Annotated in this window: 25 protein-coding genes and 1 pseudogene; 12 read left to right on the top strand and 14 right to left on the bottom strand. The window is 62.4% G+C overall.

Features of this window, described 5'->3' with window-relative positions; translation table 11 throughout:
• Positions 1-17: 17 nt before the first annotated feature.
• The 4 genes from LJX93_RS19610 to LJX93_RS19595 form a co-directional block, all read right to left on the bottom strand.
• Positions 18-1,850 (bottom strand): ABC transporter ATP-binding protein, encoded by a 1,833-nt coding sequence (locus LJX93_RS19610; protein WP_033699671.1) that lies wholly within the window; start codon positions 1,848-1,850, stop codon positions 18-20.
• Between the two features lie 62 nt (positions 1,851-1,912).
• Positions 1,913-2,470, bottom strand: a complete 558-nt coding sequence (locus tag LJX93_RS19605) for a peptidylprolyl isomerase (protein WP_033699669.1) — start codon at positions 2,468-2,470, stop codon at positions 1,913-1,915.
• Entirely contained in the window at positions 2,464-3,276 is an 813-nt protein-coding gene (locus LJX93_RS19600; RefSeq protein ID WP_227696299.1) for an alpha/beta fold hydrolase, read from the bottom strand. The genes LJX93_RS19605 and LJX93_RS19600 overlap by 7 nt, the downstream gene beginning before the upstream one ends.
• Before the next feature lie 13 nt (positions 3,277-3,289).
• Positions 3,290-4,213: a LysR family transcriptional regulator gene (locus LJX93_RS19595; protein WP_033699665.1), complete on the bottom strand. Its 924-nt coding sequence runs from the start codon at positions 4,211-4,213 to the stop codon at positions 3,290-3,292.
• A 48-nt stretch (positions 4,214-4,261) separates the two neighbouring features.
• Between LJX93_RS19595 and LJX93_RS19590 the strand changes: the two genes are divergently transcribed.
• The 4 genes and pseudogenes from LJX93_RS19590 to LJX93_RS19575 all read left to right on the top strand — a co-directional run.
• Complete coding sequence (locus LJX93_RS19590) at positions 4,262-4,576, top strand: hypothetical protein (protein WP_033699663.1); 315 nt, start codon at positions 4,262-4,264, stop codon at positions 4,574-4,576.
• Positions 4,577-4,685: 109 nt separating this feature from the next.
• On the top strand, positions 4,686-5,285 hold the full coding sequence (locus tag LJX93_RS19585; protein WP_033699661.1) for an FMN-dependent NADH-azoreductase: 600 nt from the start codon (positions 4,686-4,688) through the stop codon (positions 5,283-5,285).
• A gap of 612 nt (positions 5,286-5,897) precedes the next feature.
• Entirely contained in the window at positions 5,898-6,773 is an 876-nt protein-coding gene (locus LJX93_RS19580; protein ID WP_033699658.1) for a carboxylate/amino acid/amine transporter, read from the top strand.
• A 22-nt stretch (positions 6,774-6,795) separates the two neighbouring features.
• A pseudogene (locus LJX93_RS19575) lies at positions 6,796-6,981 on the top strand (AEC family transporter); the annotation flags it as partial.
• 50 nt (positions 6,982-7,031) lie between these two features.
• Here the strand turns inward: LJX93_RS19575 and LJX93_RS19570 are convergent.
• A complete protein-coding gene (locus LJX93_RS19570; RefSeq protein WP_033699654.1) occupies positions 7,032-8,333 on the bottom strand; it encodes a mechanosensitive ion channel family protein in 1,302 nt (433 codons plus the stop codon).
• 104 nt (positions 8,334-8,437) lie between these two features.
• On the opposite strand from LJX93_RS19570, the gene LJX93_RS19565 reads away from it, so the two are divergent.
• Positions 8,438-9,799, top strand: coding sequence for a DEAD/DEAH box helicase (locus tag LJX93_RS19565; protein ID WP_033699652.1), 1,362 nt, complete (start codon positions 8,438-8,440; stop codon positions 9,797-9,799).
• Between the two features lie 54 nt (positions 9,800-9,853).
• Here LJX93_RS19565 and LJX93_RS19560 read toward each other — a convergent pair whose 3' ends face one another.
• From LJX93_RS19560 to LJX93_RS19550, 3 genes are all read right to left on the bottom strand, one after another.
• Entirely contained in the window at positions 9,854-10,126 is a 273-nt protein-coding gene (locus LJX93_RS19560; RefSeq protein WP_033699650.1) for a hypothetical protein, read from the bottom strand.
• Positions 10,127-10,238: 112 nt separating this feature from the next.
• Entirely contained in the window at positions 10,239-10,532 is a 294-nt protein-coding gene (locus tag LJX93_RS19555; RefSeq protein ID WP_095063760.1) for an addiction module antidote protein, read from the bottom strand.
• The gene (locus LJX93_RS19550; protein WP_095063759.1) at positions 10,525-10,827 is read right to left on the bottom strand and encodes a type II toxin-antitoxin system RelE/ParE family toxin; all 303 of its coding nucleotides are present in this window, start codon (positions 10,825-10,827) and stop codon (positions 10,525-10,527) included. The genes LJX93_RS19555 and LJX93_RS19550 overlap by 8 nt, the downstream gene beginning before the upstream one ends.
• 128 nt (positions 10,828-10,955) lie before the next feature.
• On the opposite strand from LJX93_RS19550, the gene LJX93_RS19545 reads away from it, so the two are divergent.
• Together LJX93_RS19545 and LJX93_RS19540 are read left to right on the top strand one after the other, a co-directional pair.
• Positions 10,956-11,351, top strand: coding sequence for a transcriptional regulator (locus LJX93_RS19545; protein ID WP_033699644.1), 396 nt, complete (start codon positions 10,956-10,958; stop codon positions 11,349-11,351).
• Positions 11,352-11,457: 106 nt separating this feature from the next.
• The gene (locus LJX93_RS19540; RefSeq protein WP_033699642.1) at positions 11,458-12,384 is read left to right on the top strand and encodes a DMT family transporter; all 927 of its coding nucleotides are present in this window, start codon (positions 11,458-11,460) and stop codon (positions 12,382-12,384) included.
• A 9-nt stretch (positions 12,385-12,393) separates the two neighbouring features.
• Here the strand turns inward: LJX93_RS19540 and LJX93_RS19535 are convergent, their stop codons facing one another.
• Positions 12,394-13,575 carry an MFS transporter gene (locus LJX93_RS19535; RefSeq protein WP_047583464.1) on the bottom strand — a complete coding sequence of 394 codons (1,182 nt, stop codon included), beginning with the start codon at positions 13,573-13,575 and terminating at the stop codon, positions 12,394-12,396.
• A 105-nt stretch (positions 13,576-13,680) separates the two neighbouring features.
• On the opposite strand from LJX93_RS19535, the gene ptrR reads away from it, so the two are divergent.
• The gene (gene ptrR / locus LJX93_RS19530; RefSeq protein WP_033699637.1) at positions 13,681-14,574 is read left to right on the top strand and encodes a putrescine utilization regulator PtrR; all 894 of its coding nucleotides are present in this window, start codon (positions 13,681-13,683) and stop codon (positions 14,572-14,574) included.
• A 125-nt stretch (positions 14,575-14,699) separates the two neighbouring features.
• The gene (locus LJX93_RS27325; protein WP_256214945.1) at positions 14,700-14,828 is read left to right on the top strand and encodes a PA1414 family protein; all 129 of its coding nucleotides are present in this window, start codon (positions 14,700-14,702) and stop codon (positions 14,826-14,828) included.
• 77 nt (positions 14,829-14,905) lie between these two features.
• Here LJX93_RS27325 and LJX93_RS19525 read toward each other — a convergent pair whose 3' ends face one another.
• Positions 14,906-16,285, bottom strand: coding sequence for a sodium:solute symporter (locus LJX93_RS19525; RefSeq protein ID WP_033699635.1), 1,380 nt, complete (start codon positions 16,283-16,285; stop codon positions 14,906-14,908).
• A 159-nt stretch (positions 16,286-16,444) separates the two neighbouring features.
• Entirely contained in the window at positions 16,445-17,395 is a 951-nt protein-coding gene (gene speB, locus LJX93_RS19520; protein WP_027593127.1) for an agmatinase, read from the bottom strand.
• A gap of 224 nt (positions 17,396-17,619) precedes the next feature.
• On the opposite strand from speB, the gene LJX93_RS19515 reads away from it, so the two are divergent.
• The 3 genes from LJX93_RS19515 (at position 17,620) to LJX93_RS19505 (ending at position 20,867) form a co-directional block, all read left to right on the top strand.
• Positions 17,620-18,513, top strand: coding sequence for a LysR family transcriptional regulator (locus LJX93_RS19515; protein ID WP_033699632.1), 894 nt, complete (start codon positions 17,620-17,622; stop codon positions 18,511-18,513).
• 135 nt (positions 18,514-18,648) lie between these two features.
• The gene (locus LJX93_RS19510; protein WP_033699630.1) at positions 18,649-20,214 is read left to right on the top strand and encodes a methyl-accepting chemotaxis protein; all 1,566 of its coding nucleotides are present in this window, start codon (positions 18,649-18,651) and stop codon (positions 20,212-20,214) included.
• A 53-nt stretch (positions 20,215-20,267) separates the two neighbouring features.
• The gene (locus LJX93_RS19505) at positions 20,268-20,867 is read left to right on the top strand and encodes a tRNA-uridine aminocarboxypropyltransferase (protein ID WP_033699628.1); all 600 of its coding nucleotides are present in this window, start codon (positions 20,268-20,270) and stop codon (positions 20,865-20,867) included.
• Positions 20,868-20,885: 18 nt separating this feature from the next.
• On the opposite strand, the gene LJX93_RS19500 is transcribed toward LJX93_RS19505, so the two are convergent.
• The 3 genes from LJX93_RS19500 to LJX93_RS19490 form a co-directional block, all read right to left on the bottom strand.
• A complete protein-coding gene (locus tag LJX93_RS19500; protein WP_033699626.1) occupies positions 20,886-22,259 on the bottom strand; it encodes a TolC family outer membrane protein in 1,374 nt (457 codons plus the stop codon).
• Positions 22,260-22,635: 376 nt separating this feature from the next.
• Positions 22,636-23,001 (bottom strand): YbaN family protein, encoded by a 366-nt coding sequence (locus LJX93_RS19495; RefSeq protein WP_033699624.1) that lies wholly within the window; start codon positions 22,999-23,001, stop codon positions 22,636-22,638.
• Between the two features lie 7 nt (positions 23,002-23,008).
• The gene (locus LJX93_RS19490) at positions 23,009-23,596 is read right to left on the bottom strand and encodes a YecA family protein (RefSeq protein ID WP_033699623.1); all 588 of its coding nucleotides are present in this window, start codon (positions 23,594-23,596) and stop codon (positions 23,009-23,011) included.
• Positions 23,597-23,638 lie beyond the last annotated feature (42 nt).

Here is a 23,638-nt window from a genome sequence, read left to right as displayed (position 1 = left end):
GGCTGCACCGGCCGGGCTCAATCCACCCCGACGAACCCCCCCGTCTGGTGATGCCACAACCGCGCATACAACCCTTGTTGCGCCAGCAGTTCACTGTGGCTGCCGCTTTCAACGATATGCCCCTTGTCCAGCACTACCAGGCGGTCCATCCGGGCAATGGTTGAAAGCCGGTGCGCGATAGCGATTACCGTCTTGCCTTGCATCAGGGTCTCCAGGCTTTCCTGGATCGCTGCCTCGACCTCCGAGTCCAGCGCCGAGGTGGCCTCGTCCATGATCAGGATCGGTGCATTCTTCAGCAGCACCCGCGCAATGGCGATACGTTGGCGCTGGCCGCCAGACAGCTTGACCCCACGCTCGCCCACATGGGCATCGAAGCCGGTACGCCCCTGGGCGTCGGACAGCTGTGGTATGAACTCGTCGGCGCGGGCGCGGCGCACCGCTTCGTGCAGTGCCGCTTCGCTGGCCTCGGGGCGGCCGTACAGCAAGTTGTCACGGATCGAGCGGTGCAACAGCGAGGTGTCCTGGGTGATCATGCCGATTTGTGCGCGCAGGCTGGCCTGGCTCACTTCGGCGATGTCCTGGCCATCGATCAGGATGCGCCCGCCCTGCACGTCGTACAGGCGTAGCAGCAGGTTGACCAGGGTCGATTTGCCCGCGCCTGACGGGCCGATCAGGCCAATCTTCTCGCCCGGGCGAATGTCCAGGTTGAGCCCCTCGATCACGTTGCTGGCCTTGCCGTAGTGGAAGTCCACGTCGTCGAAGTGCACCGCGCCACGGCTTACCTTCAGTGCAGGCGCATTGGGCTTGTCGGTGACGGTGACCGGCTGGGCGATGGTCTGCAGGCCGTCCTGGACCATGCCGATGTTCTCGAAGATGCCGTTGACCACCCACATGATCCAGCCCGACATGTTGACGATGCGGATCACCAGGCCGGTGGTCAGGGCGATTGCGCCCACGGTGATCAGCGACTGGCTCCACAGCCACAGCGCCAGGCCCGTGGTGCCGACCACCAGCAAGCCGTTGAGGGTGGTGATGACCACGTCCATGCTGGTGATGACGCGGGAGGCCAGCTGGGTTTTCTCGGTCTGTTCGCGGATCGCCTCGCGGGCGTACTGCTGCTCGTAGTCGGTGTGGGCGAACAGCTTCAGGGTGGCGATGTTGGTGTAGCCGTCGACGATGCGCCCCATCAGCTTGGAGCGTGCGTCGGACGAAATCACCGAGCGCGCCTTGACCCGGGGCACGAAGTAGAACAGCGCGCCGATGTAGCAGGCGATCCACGCCAGCAGCGGCAGCATCAGGCGCCAGTCGGCCTCGGCGAACAGCACCAGTGCACTGACGGCGTAGATCAGGACGTGCCACAGCGCATCCACCGCCTGTACCGCCGAATCACGCAGCGAGTTGCCGGTCTGCATGATGCGCTGGGCAATGCGCCCGGCGAAATCGCTCTGGAAGAAATTCAGGCTCTGTTTGAGCACATAGGTGTGGTTTTGCCAGCGAATCATGCTGGTCATGCCCGGGTTGATGGTCTGGTGCACCAGCAGGTCGTGCAGGCCGAAGAACAGCGGGCGTAACAGTAGCACCACCACCAGCATCCAGATCAGCTCACCGCTGTGCTCGCTGAAGAAGTTGGCATTGGGCGTGCCCTGGGCCAGGTCGATGATGCGGCTCAGGTAGCTGAACATCGCCACTTCGATCAGCGAGGCAATCAGCCCTACCACCAGCAGGGCGACAAAGCTGGGCCAGACCTGGCGCAGGTAATACAGGTAGAACGGCCACACCGTGCTCGGCGGCGCTTCGCTCGGTGCCTCACGGAAAATATCGATCAGTCTTTCGAAACGGCGGTACAGCATGGGTGACAACACTCCTGTTCGTCCGACCCTCAGGCGGTTTCACATCCCTGTGAAGCCTGCGGTCAGTCGATGCGTTTGGCGGACTTGATGTAGACCGGATCGGCCGGCACGTCGCGCATACCGTTCTTGACAGTGGTCGGTGAGTTGACGATCTGGTCGACCACTTCCATGCCTTTGGTCACCTTGCCGAACACCGCATAGCCGCGGTCACGGCCCGGGTTGAGGAAGTCGTTATCGGCCACGTTGATGAAGAACTGGCTGGTGGCCGAGTTCGGGTCCGAAGTGCGGGCCATGGACAGGGTGCCGCGGGTGTTCAGCAGGCCGTTGCTGGCCTCGTTACGGATTGGGGCCTGGGTGTCTTTCTGCGCCATCCGATCGGTAAAACCGCCGCCCTGAACCATGAAGCCCGGGATCACGCGGTGGAAGATGGTGTTGTTGTAGAAACCGCTGTCGACGTACTGGAGGAAGTTCTTGGTACTGATCGGCGCCTTTTCGGCATTCAACTCGATTTCGACCTGACCGAAGCTGGTGTCCAGCAATACGTGAGGGGTCTTGTCGGACGCCATGACGCTGGTGGCGAAGGCAACCGAGCAGGCGGTGAGCAGGAGTTTTTTCAGCATGGGCTCAAAGATCCTTGAGAGGTGGAAGCGGCTGCAAGGAACTGCAGCAGGGTCTGGTTGAAGACCTCGGGTTGATCGAGGGGCGTAGCGTGCCGGGAATCGTCGATGACTACCAGCCTGGCCTGGGGCATCAGGGCGACGTAGCGCTCTTTGAGTTGTATCGGCGTGTAATCGTGGTCGGCGGCGATCACCAGCGTGGGACAGCGGATTTGCCCGATGCGTTCCTGTACGCCCCAGTCGACGATGGCGTCGAAGCTCTTGAGGTAGGCGCGCTTGTCGTTGCGTGCCCAGCGCTGGGCCATCTTCTGGCGCAGGTCGGCTTGCCCGGGCTTGGGGAATAGCCGTTCGGCCAGCCCTTTGCCAACGGTCTCGACACTGAGCAGGCGTGCCAGGCCCCAACGCTTGGCCCACCAGGCCCAGTCACTGCGGGTGCGGCGCTTGACCTCGGGGGCGCTGTTGATAATGCACAGGCTGCGCAGCCACTGCGGGTGGTCGACGGCGAACTGGAAACCGACCATGCCGCCCATCGACAGGCCGACGAAGTGCACCGGGCCGGTCTGCAAGTGTTCGAGCAAAGCCAGCAGGTCTTCGCTGAAGGTGGCGATCTGGTAGCCGTCGCGGGGCTTGTCGGAGCGGCCGTGGCCGCGGATGTCCATGGCAATCACCCGGTAGTGATGGCTCAGCAGGGGTATCTGCAGCTCCCAGTCCTGGCAGCTGGAGCCCAGGCCATGCAGCAGCACCAAGGGTTCGCCCTGGCCATATTCCTCGTAATGCAGCAAGCATCCTTCGTGTTCGAAATAGGCCATGGGCGCGGTCCTCTCAGGCTTGCGGGGGGGCTGCGAAGGGCACGTCCAGGGGCGCGGTGTCGAAGTTGCGCAGCAGGTCGATGAGAATCTGCGTGGCCGGGCCCAGGGTCTTCTCTTTGCTCGAATAAAGGTAGAACAGTGGGTGGCGGCTGCCACCCTGGTCCAACGGCAGCGCCTTGAGCACCCCCTCGCGCAGCTCCCGTTCGATCATGTGCCGGGGCAACCAGGCAAAGCCCAGGCCGCTGCTGACGAAGGTGGTGGCGGTGCCCAGGCTGCCGACGGTCCAGCGCTGCTCGGCACCCAGCCAACCGACATCGAGCGGTTGCGCGCGGCCGGAGTCGCGGATCACCACCTGCAGCTGGCTTTCCAGGTCCTGGAAGGTGATGTCCCGGCCGAGGCGGTGCAGGCTGTGTTCGGGGTGGGCAACGGCGATGAACTCCACCGCGCTCAGTTCGGCACCCAGGTAGCCGCCGATGCTGTAGCTGCTGATGGCAAGGTCGGCGATGCCTTCACGCAGCACTTCTTCGACGCCCGACAGCACCTCTTCGCGCAGACGCACCCGGCAGCCACGGCTCTGCGGCATGAATGCACTCAAGGCACGTACCAGCCGGGCGCTGGGGTAGGCGGCATCGACCACCACGCGCACTTCGGCTTCCCAGCCTTGCTCCATGTGATGGGCAAGGTCTTCGAGCTGGCTGGCCTGCTTGACCAGGTGGCGCGAACGGCGCAGCAGCACGTTGCCGGCTTCGGTGAGCACGGCCTTGCGCCCGTCGATGCGCAGCAGCGGTACACCGAGCTGCTCTTGCATGCGTGCCACGGTGTAGCTGACCGATGACTGCGAACGGTGCAGTGCCTCGGCGGCCTGGGCAAACCCCCCGTGATCGACCACTGCTTGCAGGGTTCGCCACTGATCAAGGGTTACGCGCGGCGCTTTCATGTTTCGCTCCTGTTGTCCTAAGCTGCGCTCTTCCAAGGAGAGCGCCCCATGAAGAAATGTTGTGCGGCAATACTGATGTGCCTGCCCCTCGGGGCCATGGCTTACCCCATCGATGTGGAGAAGCAGCTGGACGGGGTCAAACTCGACTACACCGCCTACGACACTGCCTACGATATTGGTGCCATCACCCTCAACAACTACGGGCAGGTACCGGCAGCCTGCAAGGTAACGTTCCGCAACGGCCCGGAAGCGCCGCGGGTGCGCCGGGTGAACGTACCGGCAGGTAAAAGCGTCGATGTGACCGCCAAGTTCAATCGCCAGATCATCAAGCTGCGGATCGGCGTGAACTGCGCGGCCGAATAAAACTGATTAATCGATTGATTGAACCCACTTTTTACGCTTTTTTATCGATAGGTCAAGCCTTAATCTCACCTCCATCGAATCGCACCCTATTTGCCGATGGAGGCACCCCATGTCCCGCGTACTGATCATCGAAAGCAGCGCCCGCCAGCAGGATTCCGTTTCCCGTCAGCTGACCCGCGACTTCATCCAGCAATGGCAGGCGGCCCACCCGGCCGACGAGATCAACGTACGTGACCTGGCCGTGAGCCCGGTGCCCCACCTGGATGCCAACCTGCTCGGTGGCTGGATGAAGCCCGAGGCGCAGCGCAGCGCCGCCGAACTGGACGCGCTGGCCCGCTCCAACGAATTGACCGATGAGCTGTTGGCGGCCGACGTGCTGGTGATGGCCGCGCCGATGTACAACTTCACCATCCCCAGCACCCTCAAGGCCTGGCTGGACCATGTACTGCGCGCCGGCATCACCTTCAAGTACACCCCGACCGGCCCGCAAGGCCTGCTGACCGGCAAGCGCGCCATCGTCCTGACTGCCCGCGGCGGTATTCATGCCGGCGCCACCAGCGACCATCAGGAACCGTACCTGCGCCAGGTGATGGCATTCATCGGCATTCACGATGTGAACTTCATCCATGCCGAGGGCCTGAACATGAGCGGCGACTTCTTCGAGAAGGGCCTCAACCAGGCCAAGGCCAAACTGGCTGCGGTGGCCTGAGCGTCAACGAATTCCCAAGCCTGACACCTTGTTTGCTCCTTTGGGTGTACCTGCCCGGCCAATGGCCGGGCTTTTTTTTGGGGGGAGGTTGTGGATGCCTGGAGATTGGATTCGGGGCCACCAGGTGCCTGGCTTGGCATTTTCAGCGCCTATCAGATCGAGCGCCGCCCGCGCGGCGCATCGCGACGCAAGGCCGCTCCTACATTTGTTTCGGGCCAGTGAGACCTGTGGCATTTGCGCGCGACCGCTTTGTTAGTACGACGCGATATTTAGGCGGGCACCAAGGGGCCGCGCGCCAATACCTCAGGCATAATTGGCCCGAAACAAATGTAGGAGCGGCCTTGCGTCGCGATGCGCCGCGCGGGCGGCGCTCGATTTCCGCCCCACCTCCAAATCCAAGACAGGCAGCTAGCCGCCATCACCCTATCTCCCGACAAGCGCATAGCAGCCCCACTTCCCCAACATTCTGTGAAGAACCTATTTTACCGTGGCCAAGGCGGTCTGCTTTTAGGACCGGAACGGTCGCGCGCGCTGCCATCCCTACATTCCTCATGGTTGAACACAGCGGCCGCAACCCGCTAAGGTCGCCGCCTTGATCCACGAGAGGCAACCATGGGCTACCTGATTATCGTCGCGCTGATCCAGGCGTTTTCCTTCAGCTTGATCGGCGAGTATCTGGCCGGGCACGTCGACAGCTACTTTGCCGTGCTCGCGCGGGTGCTGCTGGCGGGCCTGGTGTTTCTGCCGCTGACCCGCTGGCGCCAGGTCGAGCCGCGCTTCATGCGCTCGATGCTGCTGATCGGCGCGCTGCAGTACGGCATCACCTATGTGTGCCTGTACCTGAGCTTTCGCGTGCTCACCGTGCCGGAAGTGCTGTTGTTCACCATCCTCACGCCGTTGCACGTCACCTTGATCGAGGACGCCTTGAACCGGCGTTTCAACCCGTGGGCGTTGCTCGCGGCGCTGGTGGCGGTGGCCGGGGCCGCGGTGATCCGCTTCGACAGCATCAGCGGCGAGTTCTTCATCGGCTTCCTGCTGCTGCAGCTGGCCAACTTCACCTATGCCGCCGGCCAGGTGCTGTACCGCCATCTGGTCGCCCGAAACCCCAGCAACCTGCCGCACTACACGCGCTTCGGCTACTTCTACCTGGGGGCCTTGATCGTGGTGTTGCCGGCGTTTGTGCTGTTCGGCAATGCCCAGCACTTGCCGAGCACCGATGTGCAATGGCTGGTGCTGTTGTTCCTCGGGCTGTGCCCTACTGCATTGGGCCTGTACTGGTGGAACAAGGGCGCGTGCCTGGTCTCCGGGGCGACACTGGCGGTGATGAACAACCTGCATGTGCCGGTGGGGCTGTTGCTCAACCTGTTGATCTGGAACCAGCACGAGCCGCTAGGGCGGCTGTTCATCGGCGGGGCAGTAATTCTGGCGTCGGTGTGGCTGAGCCGGTTGGGCAGCCGTGCTCAGGTACCGCTTGGCAACAAGGCGTGAATGAACCCGCATGGCTACATCGGTATCCCCTTGTGCGTCGGCGGCCTGGGCGGTTTCTGGTTTGGGCCTGGCGGAGCCGGTGCTGCATTTTCTCGACATGCTGGCGCTGGCGACCACCCCGTGCGCGCTGATTTCACTGGGGGCGTTCCTGGCCGAGAAACGGGGCATGGGGCAAGCCAGCCCGTGGCCGTTGGTGGGGCTGAAACTCGAGTAGGCGCTGGCTTGCCTGCGATGGGCCGCAAAGCGGCCCCGTCAGCCTCAAGCCTCGCTCATGTCTTCCAGACGACGCGGCACAGGTTCATTTGACAGTCGCCCCGCCAACCCCGCCCGCATGTCATTGCCGCTAGGCTGCTGGTACAAGCTCAACCCGAACTCCGGCAACACCGCCAACAGGTAATCGAAGATATCCCCCTGGATCCGCTCATACTCCGCCCACACCGTGGTCGTGGTGAAGCAGTAGATCTCCAGCGGCACGCCTTCGGCGGTGGTCTGCATCTGGCGAACCATGCAGGTCATGCCTTGATGCACGTTGGGGTGGTTCTTCAGGTAAGCCAGAGCAAAGGCGCGGAAGGTGCCGATGTTGGTCAGCTTGCGCCGGTTGGCGGACAGCTCGGCCACCGGCCCCAGGGCTTCGTTCCAGGTTTGCAGTTCCTGGCGCTTGCTGGCCAGGTAGTCGCCCAGCAGGCGCACCTGGGTGAGGCGCTGCTCTTCTTCGCGGGTGAGGAAGCGCACACCCGCGGCGTCGATGAACAGGCTGCGCTTGATGCGTCGGCCGCCCGATTGCTGCATGCCGCGGTAGTTGCGGAACGACTCGCTCATCAGCCGCCAGGTCGGGATCGAGACGATGGTCTTGTCGAAGTTCTGCACCTTCACCGTGTGCAAGGTGATGTCCACCACGTCACCGTCGGCGCCCACCTGGGGCATTTCGATCCAGTCACCCACATGCAGCATGTCGTTGCTGGTCAGTTGCACGCTGGCCACGAACGACAGCAGCGTGTCCTTGTAGACCAACAGCAGCACCGCCGACATGGCACCCAGGCCCGACAGCAGCAGCAATGGCGAGCGGTCGATCAGGGTGGCGACGATGACGATGGAGGCGAAAATCCACAGCATCATCTTGGCCAGTTGCACATAGCCCTTGATCGAGCGGGTGCGGGCGTGCTCGGTGCGGGCGTAGATGTCGAGCAGGGCATCGAGCAGGCACGACAGGGCCATGGTCATGAACAGCAGGGTGAAGGCCAGGGCGACGTTGCCGAGGAAGTGCTGCGCCGTGTCGGACAACTCCGGCACCAGTTTCAGGCCAAACTGCAGCACCAGCGATGGTGTGGTCTGGGCCAGCCGGTGCAGGACTTTATTGTGGCGCAGGTCATCCAGCCATTTCAGCGCCTGTTGGCGTGCCAGCAGGCGGGTACCGTGCAGCATCAGGAAGCGCGCCAGGCGGCCGACCACCAGGGAAATCAGCAGCAGGACGGCCAGGCCGATGGCGGCGTGGAGCATGGGATGTTGGTCGAGGGTGCCCCAGAGGTCGAGGGAGTCACGCCAGATTCGTTGGATATCCATGGGGTTGTGAGCGGTCTGTATTGCCAAACGAAGCGCCATTAGAGCGCGGAAGCCGATAAAGTTGCCAAAAGAAATTCGGCTATGGCGGCAGAAAACGTTACCCTATGCAACTGAATTTCCCGCACTTGCCTGAGGTTACCTCCGTGTTTTCCCAATTCGCCCTGCACGAACGCCTGCTTAAAGCCGTGGCCGAGCTTAAATTTGTCGAGCCGACCCCGGTGCAGGCAGCGGCCATCCCCCTGGCCCTGCAAGGGCGTGACTTGCGTGTGACCGCGCAAACCGGCAGCGGCAAGACCGCGGCATTCGTCCTGCCGATGCTCAACCGCCTGGTCGACCTGAGCGGCCCACGCGTGGAAATCCGCGCGCTGATCCTGCTGCCTACCCGCGAGCTGGCGCAGCAGACCCTCAAGCAGGTGCAGCTGTTCTCCCAGTTCACCTACATCAAGGCTGGCCTGGTTACCGGCGGTGAAGACTTCAAGGAACAGGCCGCCATGCTGCGCAAGGTACCGGACGTGCTGATCGGCACCCCGGGCCGTCTGCTCGAACAGCTCAATGCCGGTAACCTGGACCTGTCCCATGTCAAGGTGATGATCCTCGACGAAGCCGACCGCATGCTCGACATGGGCTTTGCCGAAGACATGGAGCGCCTGTGCAAGGAGTGCGAGAACCGCGAGCAGACCCTGCTGTTCTCCGCCACCACCGGTGGCGCAGCACTGCGCGACATCATCGGCAAGGTGTTGAAAGACCCTGAGCACCTGATGCTCAACAGCGTCTCGCAACTGGCCGAGGGCACGCGTCAGCAGATCATCATGGCTGACCACGACCAGCACAAAGAGAAGATCGTCCAGTGGTTGCTGGAAAACGAGACCTACCAGAAGGCGATCATCTTCACCAACACCCGTGCCCTGGCAGACCGCATCTATGGTCACCTGGTGGCCAAGGACGTCAAGGTCTTCGTACTGCACGGTGAAAAGGACCAGAAAGACCGCAAGCTGGCCATCGACCGCTTCAAGCAGGGCAGCTCCAAGGTGCTGGTGGCGACCGACGTGGCGGCCCGTGGCCTGGACATCGACGGCCTTGACCTGGTGATCAACTTCGACATGCCGCGCAGTGGCGACGAGTACGTGCACCGCATTGGCCGTACCGGCCGTGCCGGGGGCGAAGGCCTGGCCATCTCGTTGATCACCCACAACGACTGGAACTTGATGTCGAGCATCGAACGCTACCTCAAGCAGCAGTTCGAGCGCCGGGTTATCAAGGAAGTCAAAGGTACCTACAACGGGCCGAAAAAGGTCAAGGCCTCGGGCAAGGCTGCCGGGACCAAGAAGAAAAAGGTCGAGAAGAAGTCGGGGGACAAGAAGGCTGCAGCCAAGCGCAAGCCAACCGCCAAGCCAAAGGCGAACGCGCCACTGGCCAGTTCCGACGGCATGGCTCCGCTGAGAAAGCGTCAGCCTGCAGCTGAGTAAATCGACTTGTGCCCTATCGTCGGCTTGCCGGCGATAGGGCTTCACAACCTCGCATCAGTCAGCTTTTTTCTCCGCTGTCTTCAGTTCCTTGATCCGTGTATCGATCAACTGGCATTTGTCGGGCAAGTCCTTGCTCGCCGTCCCCAGCTCCATCCCTTGGAGCTCATCATTGATTTCCTTGGCCTTCTGCGGGTTCTGCTCAGTGAGCTGGCTGACCAGGCCGGCCAGTTCTTCACGCTTCTGCGTGGCCTCTTCCGGTGTGCAGGCCCAGGCGGGTAGGGCGCAGAGCAGGGCGGTGGCGCAGGCAATGCTTAGCAGCGGTTTCATCCTTCTTACCTCTCGCGTTGGCTATGCGTGATGGAGGGCAGTCGATGCATCGAAGTTCAGCTTCAGCGACCGGCGGGCTCTGCAATCCGTACCTGCAGTACAACTGATGTTGTCAGTGGGCAAGATGAGGTTTGGCGGTCATGTCTATTCCCAGCGCCTTCATGACGGCAAGAAACGACTTCAACGTCGGATTACCGTGCTCGCTGAACGAGCGATAAAGTTGTTCACGTGACAAACCCGTCTCTTTCGCCAATTCGCTCATGCCTTTGGCACGTGCTACCACACCAACGGCCTTGGCCACGTAGCTGGCATCGCCCGTTTCAAGCGCATCGGACATGAACTGCGCGATGGCTTGCGGGGTGGTCAGGTAATCAGCCGCATCGAAGTCAAAAAATGTTTCAGTCATGTTGCATCCTCCAGGAGCGCAGGATTTCGTGAGCCGCTTTGATGTCCCGCCGTTGGCTGCTTTTGTGCCCGCCGCAGAGCAGAATTACCAACGTATCGCCTGATTGGTGAAAGTACACGCGGTAGCCCGGCCCATAGTGAATTCTCAATTCACTTACACCATGGCCAACTGCTGAAACGTCGCCAGGCAGGCCCTCCATCAAGCGGTTGATACGAGCAATAATCCGGATACGCGCCGTGTCGTCCCGGAGTCCATGCACCCAATGCCTGAAACTGCTGGATTCGATTTTCTTCATTGGGCGAATGTAGTTTATAAATCACACGGAGCAACGCATCAAATGGTTTCTGTTTTTTTCTGAACATGGCTCACTGTCGACAGGTCCACCCTGTGTACCCCTTCCGTCCACAGCAGGAGCCTGCCGCCATGAGCATCACCTACGACTGGGACCTGATCGAGCGCTTGCTGCATGAAGCCCAGAACAGCGCCGGTCACAGCTTCACGCCACGCCCCTATGCCGAGCAGCACGCCGCAGCGTTGGCCGCCAAAGGCCAGCCGGTTGGCGACCTTGACCACCTGAAGACCCGCGCTTGCGAGTATGAAAAGCTGCTGTTCGAGCGCGGCTTCATCGAAACCCGGCCCGCAGAAGACGGTGGCAACGGTGAAAACTTTGTCCTCACCGAGCGCGGATCACGCCTGTTGAGCCTGATCGACAGCAGCATCCCAGGCTTCGAGCACCCCCGCCAAGTGCTTGAAGAACAGGAAGACGCGCTGGATGAGGCAACCTTTGAGCAGGTGTCCTCCAAGGCGCAGATTGCTTGAGGTCGTTTTGAGGGTGGCACGGGTGGCCAAGGAAAACCGATAATCGGTAATTCTTGAAGACTGCCGAGTTGACGCCCATGCCATCGATTATCCGTAAGGCCCGCTCATGAGCGCGGCCCGGAAGAACCCCGACGCCTTTGCTTTCCAGGTCATGCTCGGGCTGTGCCTGATCTGGGGCTGCCAGCAGGTGCTGATCAAGACGGCCGCCGTCGACATTGCCCCAGTGATGCAGGCCGCCCTGCGTAACTGCATCGCTGCAGTGCTGGTGGGCCTGATGATCTGCTGGCGCGGTGGTTGGGAGCAGGTGGGCACTACCTGGCGCGCCGGGCTGTTGGCCGGCGGGCTGTTCGGCGTGGAGTTTCTGTTCATCGCCGAGGGGCTGAAGCTGACGTCGGCAGCGCACATGTCTGTCTTCCTGTATACGGCACCCGTGTTTACTGCCTTGGGCCTGCACTTCTTGCTGCCCAGCGAGCGGCTGCGACTGCTGCAGTGGTTGGGGATCTTGCTGGCGTTCGGCGGGATCGCCACGGCATTTGCCGGCGGTATGTCGTTCGAGCAGATGGACAGCCGCACCTTGCTGGGCGATGCCTTCGGTGTCGTGGCAGGGTTGGCCTGGGGCGCGACGACGGTGGTGGTGCGCTGTTCGCGGTTGTCGGAAGCGCCAGCGACCTTGACCTTGTTCTATCAGCTGGCCGTCGGTTTTGCCGGGTTGCTGCTGATTGCCTTGCTCAGTGGCCAGATCGGGGCGGTGTCGCTGACGCCGTTGGCGATTGGCAGTGTGCTGTTCCAGGGGATCGTGGTGTCGTTTGTCAGCTACCTGACCTGGTTCTGGCTATTGCGCAAATACCTGGCGTCGAACCTGGCGGTGTTTTCGTTCATCACGCCGTTGTTCGGCGTGACGTTCGGAGTGCTGCTGCTGGATGAGCCACTGAGCGTGAACTTCGTACTCGGCGCAGTGATGGTGTTGCTTGGGGTGGTGCTGGTGAGTGCCGAGCCCTGGGTAAAGCAGCAATTGCGTAAGTGGGTGGGGTGACGGTTGCACCTACACCGAGCGCGCATCCGCCGAGTGTTGGGCAGGGCAGGTGCGATGGGCTTGGGCGCCAGCCAGCACCAGCCCCCCGGCCACTGCCAGACCACTGGCAGCCAGCAGCAATGCGGGCTGCAAACTCCCCGTGTAGTGGTTGCTGACGGCCGCCAACAACGGCCCGCTCAGTTGCCCGAGCGCAAAGCACGCAGTGAGCAGCCCGGCATTACGCTGTGTCGCCTGCGGCGCCAGCTCCCGCGAACGCTGCATCACCAGCTGCATGCAGGCCAGGAACGGCGCACCGCACAGCACCACGCCCAAGGCCAGGCCAAGGCCGCCGCCCCACAAGCAAGCCAGCACGCCCAGCCCTTGCAGCCACAGGGTGGCGGTCAGCCAGGCGGAGGTCCGGCCGCCCCGGCGCAGGCTCACCAGCACCACGCCCAGCGCTGCCGCCACGCCAAACGCAGGCCAGAACAGGTCGGCCAGCCATTGTCCCTGAAACTGCTGATTGGCCATCTGTGACAAGAAAGTGGCCGGCAGGATGTAACCGACGCCGTACAAGGCATACACCAGCCCAAGGCGCCCAATACCGGCACCGTGCCTTGTACCTGGCTGCACAGTGGCCGGGATCACCGCCGGCGCCTGCGGCCGTGGCAACCAAGGCCTTACTGCCAGCAGCATTAGCAGCGCGGCGGTGGCATAGATCAGCCAGAGCGCTGCCGAACCCAGCCCCAGCACATGCGCACCCAGCGCCAACAGTCCGCTAACGGCGATACCCACCCCGGGCCCTGCGAACACCAGCGCACCCAGGCGCTGGCGCTGGTGTGCATTGGCGACCTGCTGGCTGAGGCTGGTGATCATCACCAGTACCCAGGCGCTGGCCACGCCGGTGCCGAAACGCAGCAGCAGGTGACTCCAGAAGCCATCGGCGGCCCAAGAGGCCACGGTCAACAGCACGCACAGCCACAGCCCGCCATGCAGGCGCAGCCGAACCTGGGCAGGGGTGCGGGCGAACATGGCATCCACTGCACCCAGGAAGTAGCCCAGGTAATTGGCTGCTGCGACCAACCCAGCGGCCGTGAGGTCGAACTGGCCTTCAGCGATCAATTGCGGCAGTTGCGGGGTCAGGGCGAAGCGGCCTATGCCCATGGCCATCATCAGCGCCACGGCGCTGGCCAGCAGTTGTATGAGCGGTGACATGGAGGGACTCCTGCACGGGGTAAGCGATGGCTGGCAGGTTAAGGGGCTTTTATCTTCAATAAAATTGAATAATGATGATGAAGTTGTTCTGTTTTGGAGAATAGTATGGAGTTCAGCCAACTGCGCATCTTCCAGGCGGTTGCCGAGGAAGGCTCGGTGACCCGCGCCGCCGAGCGCTTGCATCGGGTGCCCTCGAACCTGTCGACGCGCCTGCGCCAGCTCGAAGACCAACTGGGCGTCGAGCTGTTTTTGCGCGAGCGCCAGCGCTTGCAGCTGTCACCTGCGGGCAAGGTGTTGCTGGACTACGCCAATCGCCTGTCGGCCCTGCGTGACGAGGCGATGGCGGCCGTGCAGGGTGGCCAGCCGGCCGGGGAGTTTGTGCTGGGCACCATGTACAGCACTGCAGCGACCCACCTGCCGGCCTTGCTGGCGCGTTACCACCAGGCGTACCCGGCGGTGAACCTGCAGGTGCGCGCGGCGCCCAGCGGCGAGTTGTTCGAGGGTTTGCTCAGCCATGGCCTGGATGCGGCCTTGGTGGATGGCCCGCCGAGCCTGGCCGGGCTGGATGGTGTGCCACTGTGCGAAGAACAACTGGTGTTGATCACCAGCCCTGAGCACCCGCCCGTGCACACGGCAAAAGACGTGGCAGGCAAGGCGGTGTTCACCTTCCGCCAGGGCTGCTCATACCGCATGCGCCTTGAAGCCTGGTATGCCCACGCGCATACGCCGATGGGGCGGGTGATGGAGATCGAGTCCTACCAGAGCATGCTGGCTTGCGTCATCGCCGGCGCTGGCGTGGCGATGATGGCGCAGTCCATGCTCGACAGCCTGCCGGGGCGTGACCGGGTGCGGGTTCATCGCCTGCAGGCGCCGTTCGATCAGGCGGTGACCTGGTTGATGTGGCGCCAGGGGATGCGAGGGGCGAATTTGCAGGCGTGGATCGATCTGCAACAAAGCGAAACGATTAGCCAGTCGTCGGAATGCGGCGTTTCCCCTTGATCCGCGTCAAAATGGCCCCTATCTCTAGGAACAGATACATGCGCAATACAGGACATCGGGCTATGATCTGTATGAAACATGACTGGATTGATTGACCGTGAGGCTGACCCGTCAAAGGGGGCACTATGAAGAAACCACTGTTCAACTGGCTCCACGACTTGGCTGTCGCACTGGGGCTGATACCACCACCCTTGCAGCCGGTGCCGATCCCGACTGACGAAGAGCAGCGCAAGCGCCAGCCGCGTCGTCGCTGAAATGAAAAAGGCCGCCGCATCATGGCTGATGCGGCGGCCTTTTTGTTGCCGGGTGTTATCTAAGCGCGTATCGGCTATCAGGCCAGCTTCATCGCTGCCACCGATTTACGCGTCATCAGGCTGATCCCCACAAAGCTCACCAGGCCGATCGTCAGGCTGTAGTAGATCGGCGTGTTGGCTTCCAACCCATCCTTGAACATGAACAACAGCGCGGTGGCGAAGCCCAGCGACATGCTGGCGATTGCGCCTGCGGTGGTTGCGCGCTTCCAGAAGATCGCACCGATCAGCGGGATCAGCATGCCGCCGACCAGCAGGTTGTAGGCCAGGGTCAGGGCGTTGATCACATCGTTCACCACCAGGGCGATACCCAGCACCACCAGGCCGGTGAGCAAGGTGAACAGGCGGCTGATGCCCAGGCTCGATTGCTTGCCGCCACGCAGCTTGGGCAGCAGGTCTTCGGTCAGGGTGGTGGACGCGGCCAGCAGGCCGGCGCTGGCGGTGGACATCATGGCTGCCAGGGCCGCCGCCATCAGCAGGCCGCGGATGCCATCGGGCAGGGTGCTCTTGATCATCTCGGCAAAGGCATTGTTCGGGTTTGCCAGGTCTGGCATCAGCACGTGTGCAGCCATGCCGATCAGGGCGCAAGCCAGGCCGTACACTACGCAGTACACACCAGCGGTGGTACCGGCGCGCTGGCAGACCTTCTCGTCACGGGCGGTGAACACCCGCTGCCAGATGTCCTGGCCGATGAGGATGCCGAAGAAGTAGATCAGGAAGTAGGTGATGATGGTGTCCCAGCCGATGCTGGTCAGCTGGAAGCTCGACGCTGGCAGCTTGGCCACCAGGGTGTCCCAGCCGCCGGCCTTGTACAGGCAGACTGGCAGCAGGATGAACATCAGGCCGACGGTCTTGATCACGAACTGGACGATGTCGGTCAGGGTCAGCGACCACATGCCGCCGATGGTCGAGTACAGCACCACCACGCCACCGCCGAGCAGCAACGACATCCAGAACGGCAGTTCCAGCAGCACCTGCAGTACGGTTGCCATGGCCAGGGTCGAGGTGACGCCGATCATCAGCGCATATGCCAGCATGATCGCTGCACTGGCCTGGCGTGCCATGGGGTTGTACCGACGCTCCAGCACCTGGGTGACGGTGAAGATGCGCAGGCGCAGCAGCGGTTTGGCGAGGAACAGGTTGAGGGCGATGATGCCCAGGCCCAGCGCAGCGCATAGCCAGAAGCCCGAAATGCCGTGGACATAGCCCAGGCGCACGGTGCCGACGGTGGACGCGCCGCCCAGCACGGTGGTGGCCATGGTGCCCATGTACAGGGTGGGGCCGAGGTTGCGTCCGGCCACCAGGTAGTCTTCGTGGGTTTTCGCACGCCGCATGCCATACCAGCCAAGCCCGAGCATGCCGGCGGTATAGATCATTACAACAATGATGTCCAAGGCCATTGGGAGTCTCCCGATTATCTTTATTATGGCGAGATCGACCGCCCGGGCACCTTACGGCACCTGGCGGTCTTGTCTTGTGTTGACGGGCCTCAATGGCCCTCCCTCATGGCTCCTGCCAGGGTATAGCGGGTATCGCGGTTGGCGCGGCGCAGGCCTGGTTCAGCGACGCACTACGCCGGGTAGCACGCAGAGCATTTCGAACAGCAGGTTGGCGCCGAGCAGCGAGGTGTTGCCGGTGGTGTCGTAAGGCGGGGAGACTTCGACAAGGTCACAGCCGATCAGGTCCAGGCCGTGGCAGCCGCGAATGATCTCCATCGCCTGGATCGTGGTCAAGCCCCCAATTTCCGGCGTGCCGGTGCCCGGTGCCCAGGCAGGGTCGATGCCGTCGATATCGAACGACAGGTAAACCGGGCCACCGCCGACCTTTTCGCGTACTTCGGCCATCAGCGGTTCCAGCGATTTGTGCCAGCATTCCTCGGCCTGAACTACGCGAAAGCCCTGGCGACGGCTCCAGTTGAAGTCGTCGGCGGTATAGCCTTGGGCGCGCAGGCCGATCTGTACCACGCGGTCGCAATCGAGCAGGCCTTCTTCCACGGCGCGGCGGAAGGTGGTGCCGTGGGCGATCTTCTCGCCGAACATGTGGTCGTTGACGTCGGCGTGGGCATCGATATGTACCAGGCCGATCTTGCCGTGCTTTTTATGCAGGGCACGGAGGATTGGCAGGGTGATGGTGTGGTCGCCACCCAGGGTCATCGGGATGACGTTGTGCTCGACGATCTCGTCGTAGGCTTCTTCGATGATGCGCACGGCGTCGAGCAGGTTGAAGGTGTTGATGGCCACGTCACCGATGTCGGCTACCGACAGCGAGTCGAACGGTGCAGCACCGGTGGCCATGTTGTACGGGCGGATCATCACCGATTCGGCGCGGATCTGCCGTGGGCCGAAGCGGGTGCCGGAGCGCAGGGAGGTGCCGATGTCCAGCGGCACGCCGATGAACGCGGCGTCCAGGCCGGCGGCGCTTTGCAGGTGGGGGAGGCGGAGCATGGTGGCGATGCCGCCGAAACGCGGCATTTCGTTGCCGCCCAGTGGTTGGTGGAGAGTCTTGTCCACGGTGGGCCTCATCAGTCGGTCGATTGTTGTGTTTGTTCGAACCTGTGCCGCGGCGCGCCTGTTTGCTTTGGTTGTGCCGGCGGGCAGGACATTTCGGCCGAGTTTGCGCAAGGTAGTGCCCGGGAAGAATCGCTACCGGCAAATACTTACTTCAGGAATTTCTGAACTAATGCCTGCGCAACCGGTTAGAATTGCCGCCATTAACTTTGCGGAACCGTTGCACCATGGCCTCGACCCTGCCCGATCTGAAACTGCTGCGCATCTTCGTCAGCGTGGTGCGCCACCAGGGCTTCGCCAACGCCCAGCGCGAGCTGAACCTGTCGACGTCGGCTATCAGCACCTACATGAGCCAACTGGAGGGCGGGCTGGGGATTGTCCTGTGTCACCGTGGGCGCGGCGGTTTCAGCCTGACCAGCAAAGGTGAGCTGTTCCACCAGGAGAGCCTGCGCCTGCTGGCCGAGCTGGATGGCTTCGAGCAATATGCCGCGGCGCTCAAGGGCGAGCTGCGGGGCACGCTCAACCTGGGGGTAATTGACTCGACCGTGGGTGACCGCGCGTTGCCACTGGCCGAAGCCATCGGTGCCTATAGCCAGGAGCACCCGGGTGTTCACCTGCACCTGTCGGTGTCCAGCCCCTACGAGCTGCAATTGGGGGTGCAGGACAACCGCCTCGACCTGGCCATCGGGGCGTTTTCGTCGCGCATGAGTGGCCTGGTCTATCAGCCCCTGTACCGTGAGCAGCACTGGCTGTATTGCAGCAGCCGCCACCCGTTGTTCGCCGAGCGGCGCATCCCCGAGCAGGTGGTGACCCAGCAGCGCATGGTCGGGCGCGGCTACTGGAGCCAGGCAGAACTGGCCCGGCACGGCTTCAAGCACAGTGCGGCGACCGTGGAGAGCATGGAGGCGCAGCTGATTCTGATCCTGTCGGGTGCCTACATCGGCTACCTGCCAGAGCACTACGCCCAGGCATGGGTGGACAAGGGCGACCTGCGCGTCTTGTCGCCGTCTACCTTCGGCTATCAGGCGCCATTTTCGCTGATCGTTCGCCGCGGCCGTAGCCGCGAACCGTTGATTCAGACCTTCCGCGACCTGCTTAAAAGCCAACTCAACGTCGGCTGATACACCGTGTGTTCATGCATTCCGTCGGGACGGGCTCAATTCCTACAAAACTGGACCGCTAACCTGATAGCGCTCTGCTAAATATCAACTTGCGCTGATGATTTCCCCCTCTTCATCCTGCAAGGATCGCCCAAGATGCGCATGAATTTGCCCGTCACTGAGCACGAAAGAACCTTCTCCAGCGATCAACGCCTGATCTCCACGACGGACCTCAACAGCCGCATCACCTACTGCAATGACGCCTTCGTGGCGATCAGCGGGTTCACCTACGACGAACTGGTCGGCCAGCCCCACAACCTGGTGCGTCACCCCGACATGCCCCCGGCCGTCTTCGGCCACATGTGGGACACCATCAAGCAAGGCAAACCCTGGATGGGCGTGGTCAAGAACCGCGCAAAAAACGGCGATTACTATTGGGTCAGCGCCTACGTCACCCCGGTGTATGAGCAAGGGCGGGTCAGCGGCTACGAGTCGGTACGCTCGGTGCCGACGCGCGAGCAGATTCGCCGTGCCGAAGCGCTATACGCGCGCCTGCGTGCCGGCCGCTCAGCGGTGCCCTGGGCCGCGCGGCTAGGGCATCAGCTGGGCCACGGCTGGCCGCTGATTGGCGCAGGCCTGCTGTCGGCCGCAGGTTATCTGTGGTTGCCGCCGTATGCGGCGCTGGGGGTATTGATGGCCAGCCTGCTGCTGGCCTGGTACTTGATCGAACACCGGCAGAGCCATGCCATCCGGCGTACCCTGGACGAGCACCCGAAAGCCTTCACCAGCCCGTTGGTGGCGTTGACCTACAGCGACAACCCGGGGCTGCAAGGCCAGCTGGACCTGGCCATCATCAGTGAAGAGGCGCGCTTGCAAACCGCCTTGACCCGCCTGGTGGATGCAGGAGTCGGGGTCAAGTCACGTGCGGCGCAGTCGGCCGACCTGTCAGACGCCCAGGCGCAGATGCTTGACCGCCAGCGCAGCGAAACCGACCAGTCCGCCACGGCGATCGCGCAGATGGCAGCGACCATCCAGGAGGTCACCCATAACGTGCAAAGCACCGCCCATGCCGCAGGCGATGCCGACCAGTTGGCGCAGCATGGCAGCGAGTTGGCCCAGCAGAGCCTGAAGGCGATGGGGAGCATGAGCGATGCGGTGAATGATATCGGCCAGGCAGTCAATGCACTGGCCGAGCAGACCCAGTCGATTGGCAGCGTGGTCGACACGATCACTTCGATTGCCGACCAGACCAACCTGCTGGCACTCAATGCCGCCATCGAGGCTGCGCGGGCCGGTGAACAGGGGCGCGGGTTTGCCGTGGTGGCTGATGAGGTGCGTTCGTTGGCCCAGCGCACCCGTGCCTCGACCGAAGAGATTCATCAGATCATCGCCTCGTTGCGGGTGGGGGCAGAGCGGGCAGTGAGTACCGCCACCCGCGGCGAGCAGATTTCGCGCGACAGCGTGCACAGTGTCGAGGCGGTGCAAGTGGCGTTGGCCGGTATCGCCCAGGCGGTCAGCCGCATTACCGGCATGAGCCAGCAGATGGCGACGGCTTCGGAGCAGCAAAGTCATGTTGCCGAGGATATCAACCAGCAGATCGTGAGGATTGCACACCTGTGTGACCAGAGCGCGGGGCAGGCCAGGCAGGGTGCGCAAATCAGCCAGGACCTGGAGCGGATGGCCGAATACCTGCACAGCCTGGCTGAGCGCTTCAACCGCTGAGGCAGGGGATTTCGAACAAGCTGTGGCACACTGCGCCCGGTAAGGAGAGCCCTATGCCCAGACCCCGCTGCGAGCGCTGCCAGCGCCCGCTTGACCACTGCCTATGCCCACTGATCCCCTCGCTCGCCAGCCGCACCCGTATCGTCCTGCTGCAGCACCCCAGTGAAACCGCCCATGCCCTGAATACCGCGCGCCTGGCGGCCCTGGGGCTGAACAATGCCGAGTTGCGGGTCGGAGAGGTGTTCGATGGCCTGGATGAGCTGCTTGCCACGCCCGGTTACCGTGCCGCGTTGCTGTTCCCGGGCGATCAAGCCCAGGTGCTGACGGCTTATACCGAAGTGGATGACCAGCCGTTGCTGTTGATCGTACCCGATGGTACCTGGCGCAAGGCCCGCAAGCTGCTGTACCTGAACCCAATGCTTGCGGCATTGCCGCGGGTGACGCTGGGCGCGGTTGCGCCTTCGCGCTACCGGCTGCGCAAGGCGCCGGAGGCGGGTGCGTTGTCGACCCTGGAGGCGGTGGTCGAGGCGCTGAACGTGCTGGAGCAGCCAGTCAGCTTTGACGCGCTGCTCAAACCGTTCGACGCGCTGATCGAGGGGCAGATAAAGGCCATGGGCGCCGAGACCTTCCAGCGCAATCACGGCCCTTCATAGGCGCTCTGAGGCTTGCGCTCAGCGCATGTCAGGCAGCCTGGCTTCGGTCTTCACCTCATTGCTGGCAATGGCTTCCGGCGGCAGCGAGATACGTTGCTTGCTCAGCAGTTCACCCATGGTGGCCAGTACCCGGTACATCGAGAACTCCTCGGTGTAGCGCACTTCGGTGTAACGGCGGTCGGCGTTGTACAGCTCGTTCTCACTGTCGAGCACGTCGAGCAGGGTACGCTGGCCAAGGCCGAACTGGTCCTGGTAGGCAGCACGCACACGTTTGGTGGTCTCGGCGTATTCACGCGCGGTCGGGGTCTGCTTGCGCGCGTTGTTCATGGCGTTCCAGGCCAGGCTCAGGTTCTCGGTCAGCTCGCGCAGGGCGTTGTTGCGAATGTCCAGTGCCTGGTTGATCTTGTGGGCATCGGACTGCAGGCGGGCCTTGTCGCTGCCGCCGCGGAACACGTTGTAGTTGAGCTCGACACCGGCCTGCCAGTCGTTGTTGCTGTGGCCTTTCTCGCCGCCGAGGTTGTTGTTGGCGCCGGTGGCCAGTATCGCGTCCAGGCGTGGGTAGAAGGTCGACTTGGCCACTTCATACTGCTGCTCGGCAGCATTGACGTCGGCCTGGGCAGACTTGATGTACGGGTTGTTCTGGCGCATGCCTTCACGGGCATCGTCGAGGGTGCCGGGGATCTCCACCTTGATCGATTGCGGCCCCTCCAGTTCATCGGGCTGTCGGCCGATGACGCTGAAGAAGTTGGCCTCGGCATCGGCCAGGTCGACTTCGGCGGTGTCCAGGTTGTTTTCTGCCAGTGCACGACGGGCGCGGGACTGATCGAGGTCGGCGGTGCTGCCGACGCCGCGCTCGGTGCGCAGGCCGATCTGGTCGTTGACCCGCAGGTGCGCTTGCAGGTTGTTCTTGGCCAGCGTCACCAGCTCACGGCGCTTGAGTACTTCCAGGTACACCTCTACCGCGCGCAGGGCAACATCCTGGGCGACGGCCTGGGTGTAGTAGGCGCGCGAGGTGGCGACCGCCTCGGTGCGGCCTACTTCGTTCGAAGTGTTGAAGCCGTCGAACAGCATCTGGCGCAGGCGCAGTTCCGACTGGGTGTAGCTGAGGGTGGCCTTGTCGTGGCTGCGCGTACCGTCGGCATTGGTGCCGCGGGTGTTGAGGTTGTCCGAACGCTGGCGGCCATAACCTGCAACCAGGTCCACGGAAGGGTAGTAGCCGCCACGCGCGAATTTCACGTCTTCATCAGCGGACAGCTTGCTGTTGCGGTTGGAGCTGATCTGCGGATGGTAATCCACGGCGCTCTGGACAGCCTCGGTAATCGACATCGCCTGTACGTTGGCACACGCCATGGCCAACAGTAATGCACTGGTGATGGGGTTCAAAACGCGCATGGGTACCTCTCCCTGATCCTAAAATAAGTCCTGCTTGTCGCCAAAAAAATGACGATATAGTTATCCTGCAAATCGTGTCAGGTTTTTAACAACAGAGCTAAGAACATTCAATCAAAGTCGTAAGAAGATTTTCTCATAACAATTACTGTTATTTGACTTATGTGGTCTAAGAGGGGCTGGGCGCTGATCCATAACAGCGAAATTAAAAGCTGCTGAAAGTCTCGTTTTTCAAGGTTTACAGAGAGTTCCAGAACTTTTGTAGCTAAAAAAATGCCTGGATAGGCGAAATAGATATTTGGCGACAAAAAATTGACTATCTGTGCTTTTCGACAGCCACGGCACGCCCTGCGAGGGTGCCTTTACTGGCGCGCCGCGTTCAGCGTGGTCTGTGCAGGGTCTTCTGCTTGAGGATATACAGGCTCACCAGTACCGCACTGGTGAGCATGAAGGCGCGTGCCCAGAACAGCGGTACCAGGTAGCACGACAGGCCGATGCTGGCCCACATCAGGCCGATAGCGTAGACCTTGCCTTTGAGGGGGATGCCTTCGCCACTGAGGTAATCGCGGATCCACGGCCCGAGCTTCGGGTGATGGACCAGCCAGTGATGAAAGCGCGGCGAGCTGCGGGCAAAGCAGGCTGCCGCCAGTAGCAGAAAAGGGGTGGTGGGCAACACCGGCAGGAATATCCCCAGCACCCCCAGCGCGACGCTGAGCCAGCCGATGGCCAGCAGCAGGTAGCGCACAGCCGACTCAGTGGTGGCGTGGCTTGAGCAGCGCCGGCTTCTCGTCAGGGGCGTGCAGCAGCAGGAACAGCGCGCTCAGTGCCTCTGGGATCTGCACGATCATGTCGTCCTGCAGGTTGGCATTGCTGGCGATGTCGGCAAACTCTGGCTGTTCGTCGAACAGGCCCGAACCGACCATGATCGGCAGCAGCATCTCGCTGACTTCTTCCTCGGCGCTCTCGAACCAGGCCTCTTCACGCAGGAACACGCCCTCCATGAAGCCGATGCACCAGCCGCGCAGGTCGGAATCGTCCGGCTCGTCGGTCAGGTCCAGGTCGCATGGCAGGTCGAACTCCTCGTCGCTGGCCAGTTGGCGGGCGATGTGAGCCTTCAGCGCCACCAGGGTCGCTTCGATCTCGGTGCGCTGGGCATCGCTGGCGTAGTGCGGCTCTTCGGCGAACAGGGCGTCGATCCACTCGCGCTCGGGAACGTCCTCGGCATTGATCGAAAGTGCCGTGAGGTAGCCGTGGGCGGCGACGTAGTCCAGCGCTTCTTCGTGCAGCTCGTCGGCGTCGAGGAAGGCTTGCAGGCGGGTGAGTTGCTCGGCGAAGGACATTACAGGGCTACCTTGGGGAATAAACGATAACGAATTCTAGCA

Source organism: Pseudomonas sp. HN2-3 (assembly GCF_020691745.1).
GTDB classification, from domain to species: domain Bacteria; phylum Pseudomonadota; class Gammaproteobacteria; order Pseudomonadales; family Pseudomonadaceae; genus Aquipseudomonas; species Aquipseudomonas capeferrum.
Note: the sequence above shows the minus strand (reverse complement) of the source record. Positions and strands in the feature narration are given on the sequence as shown.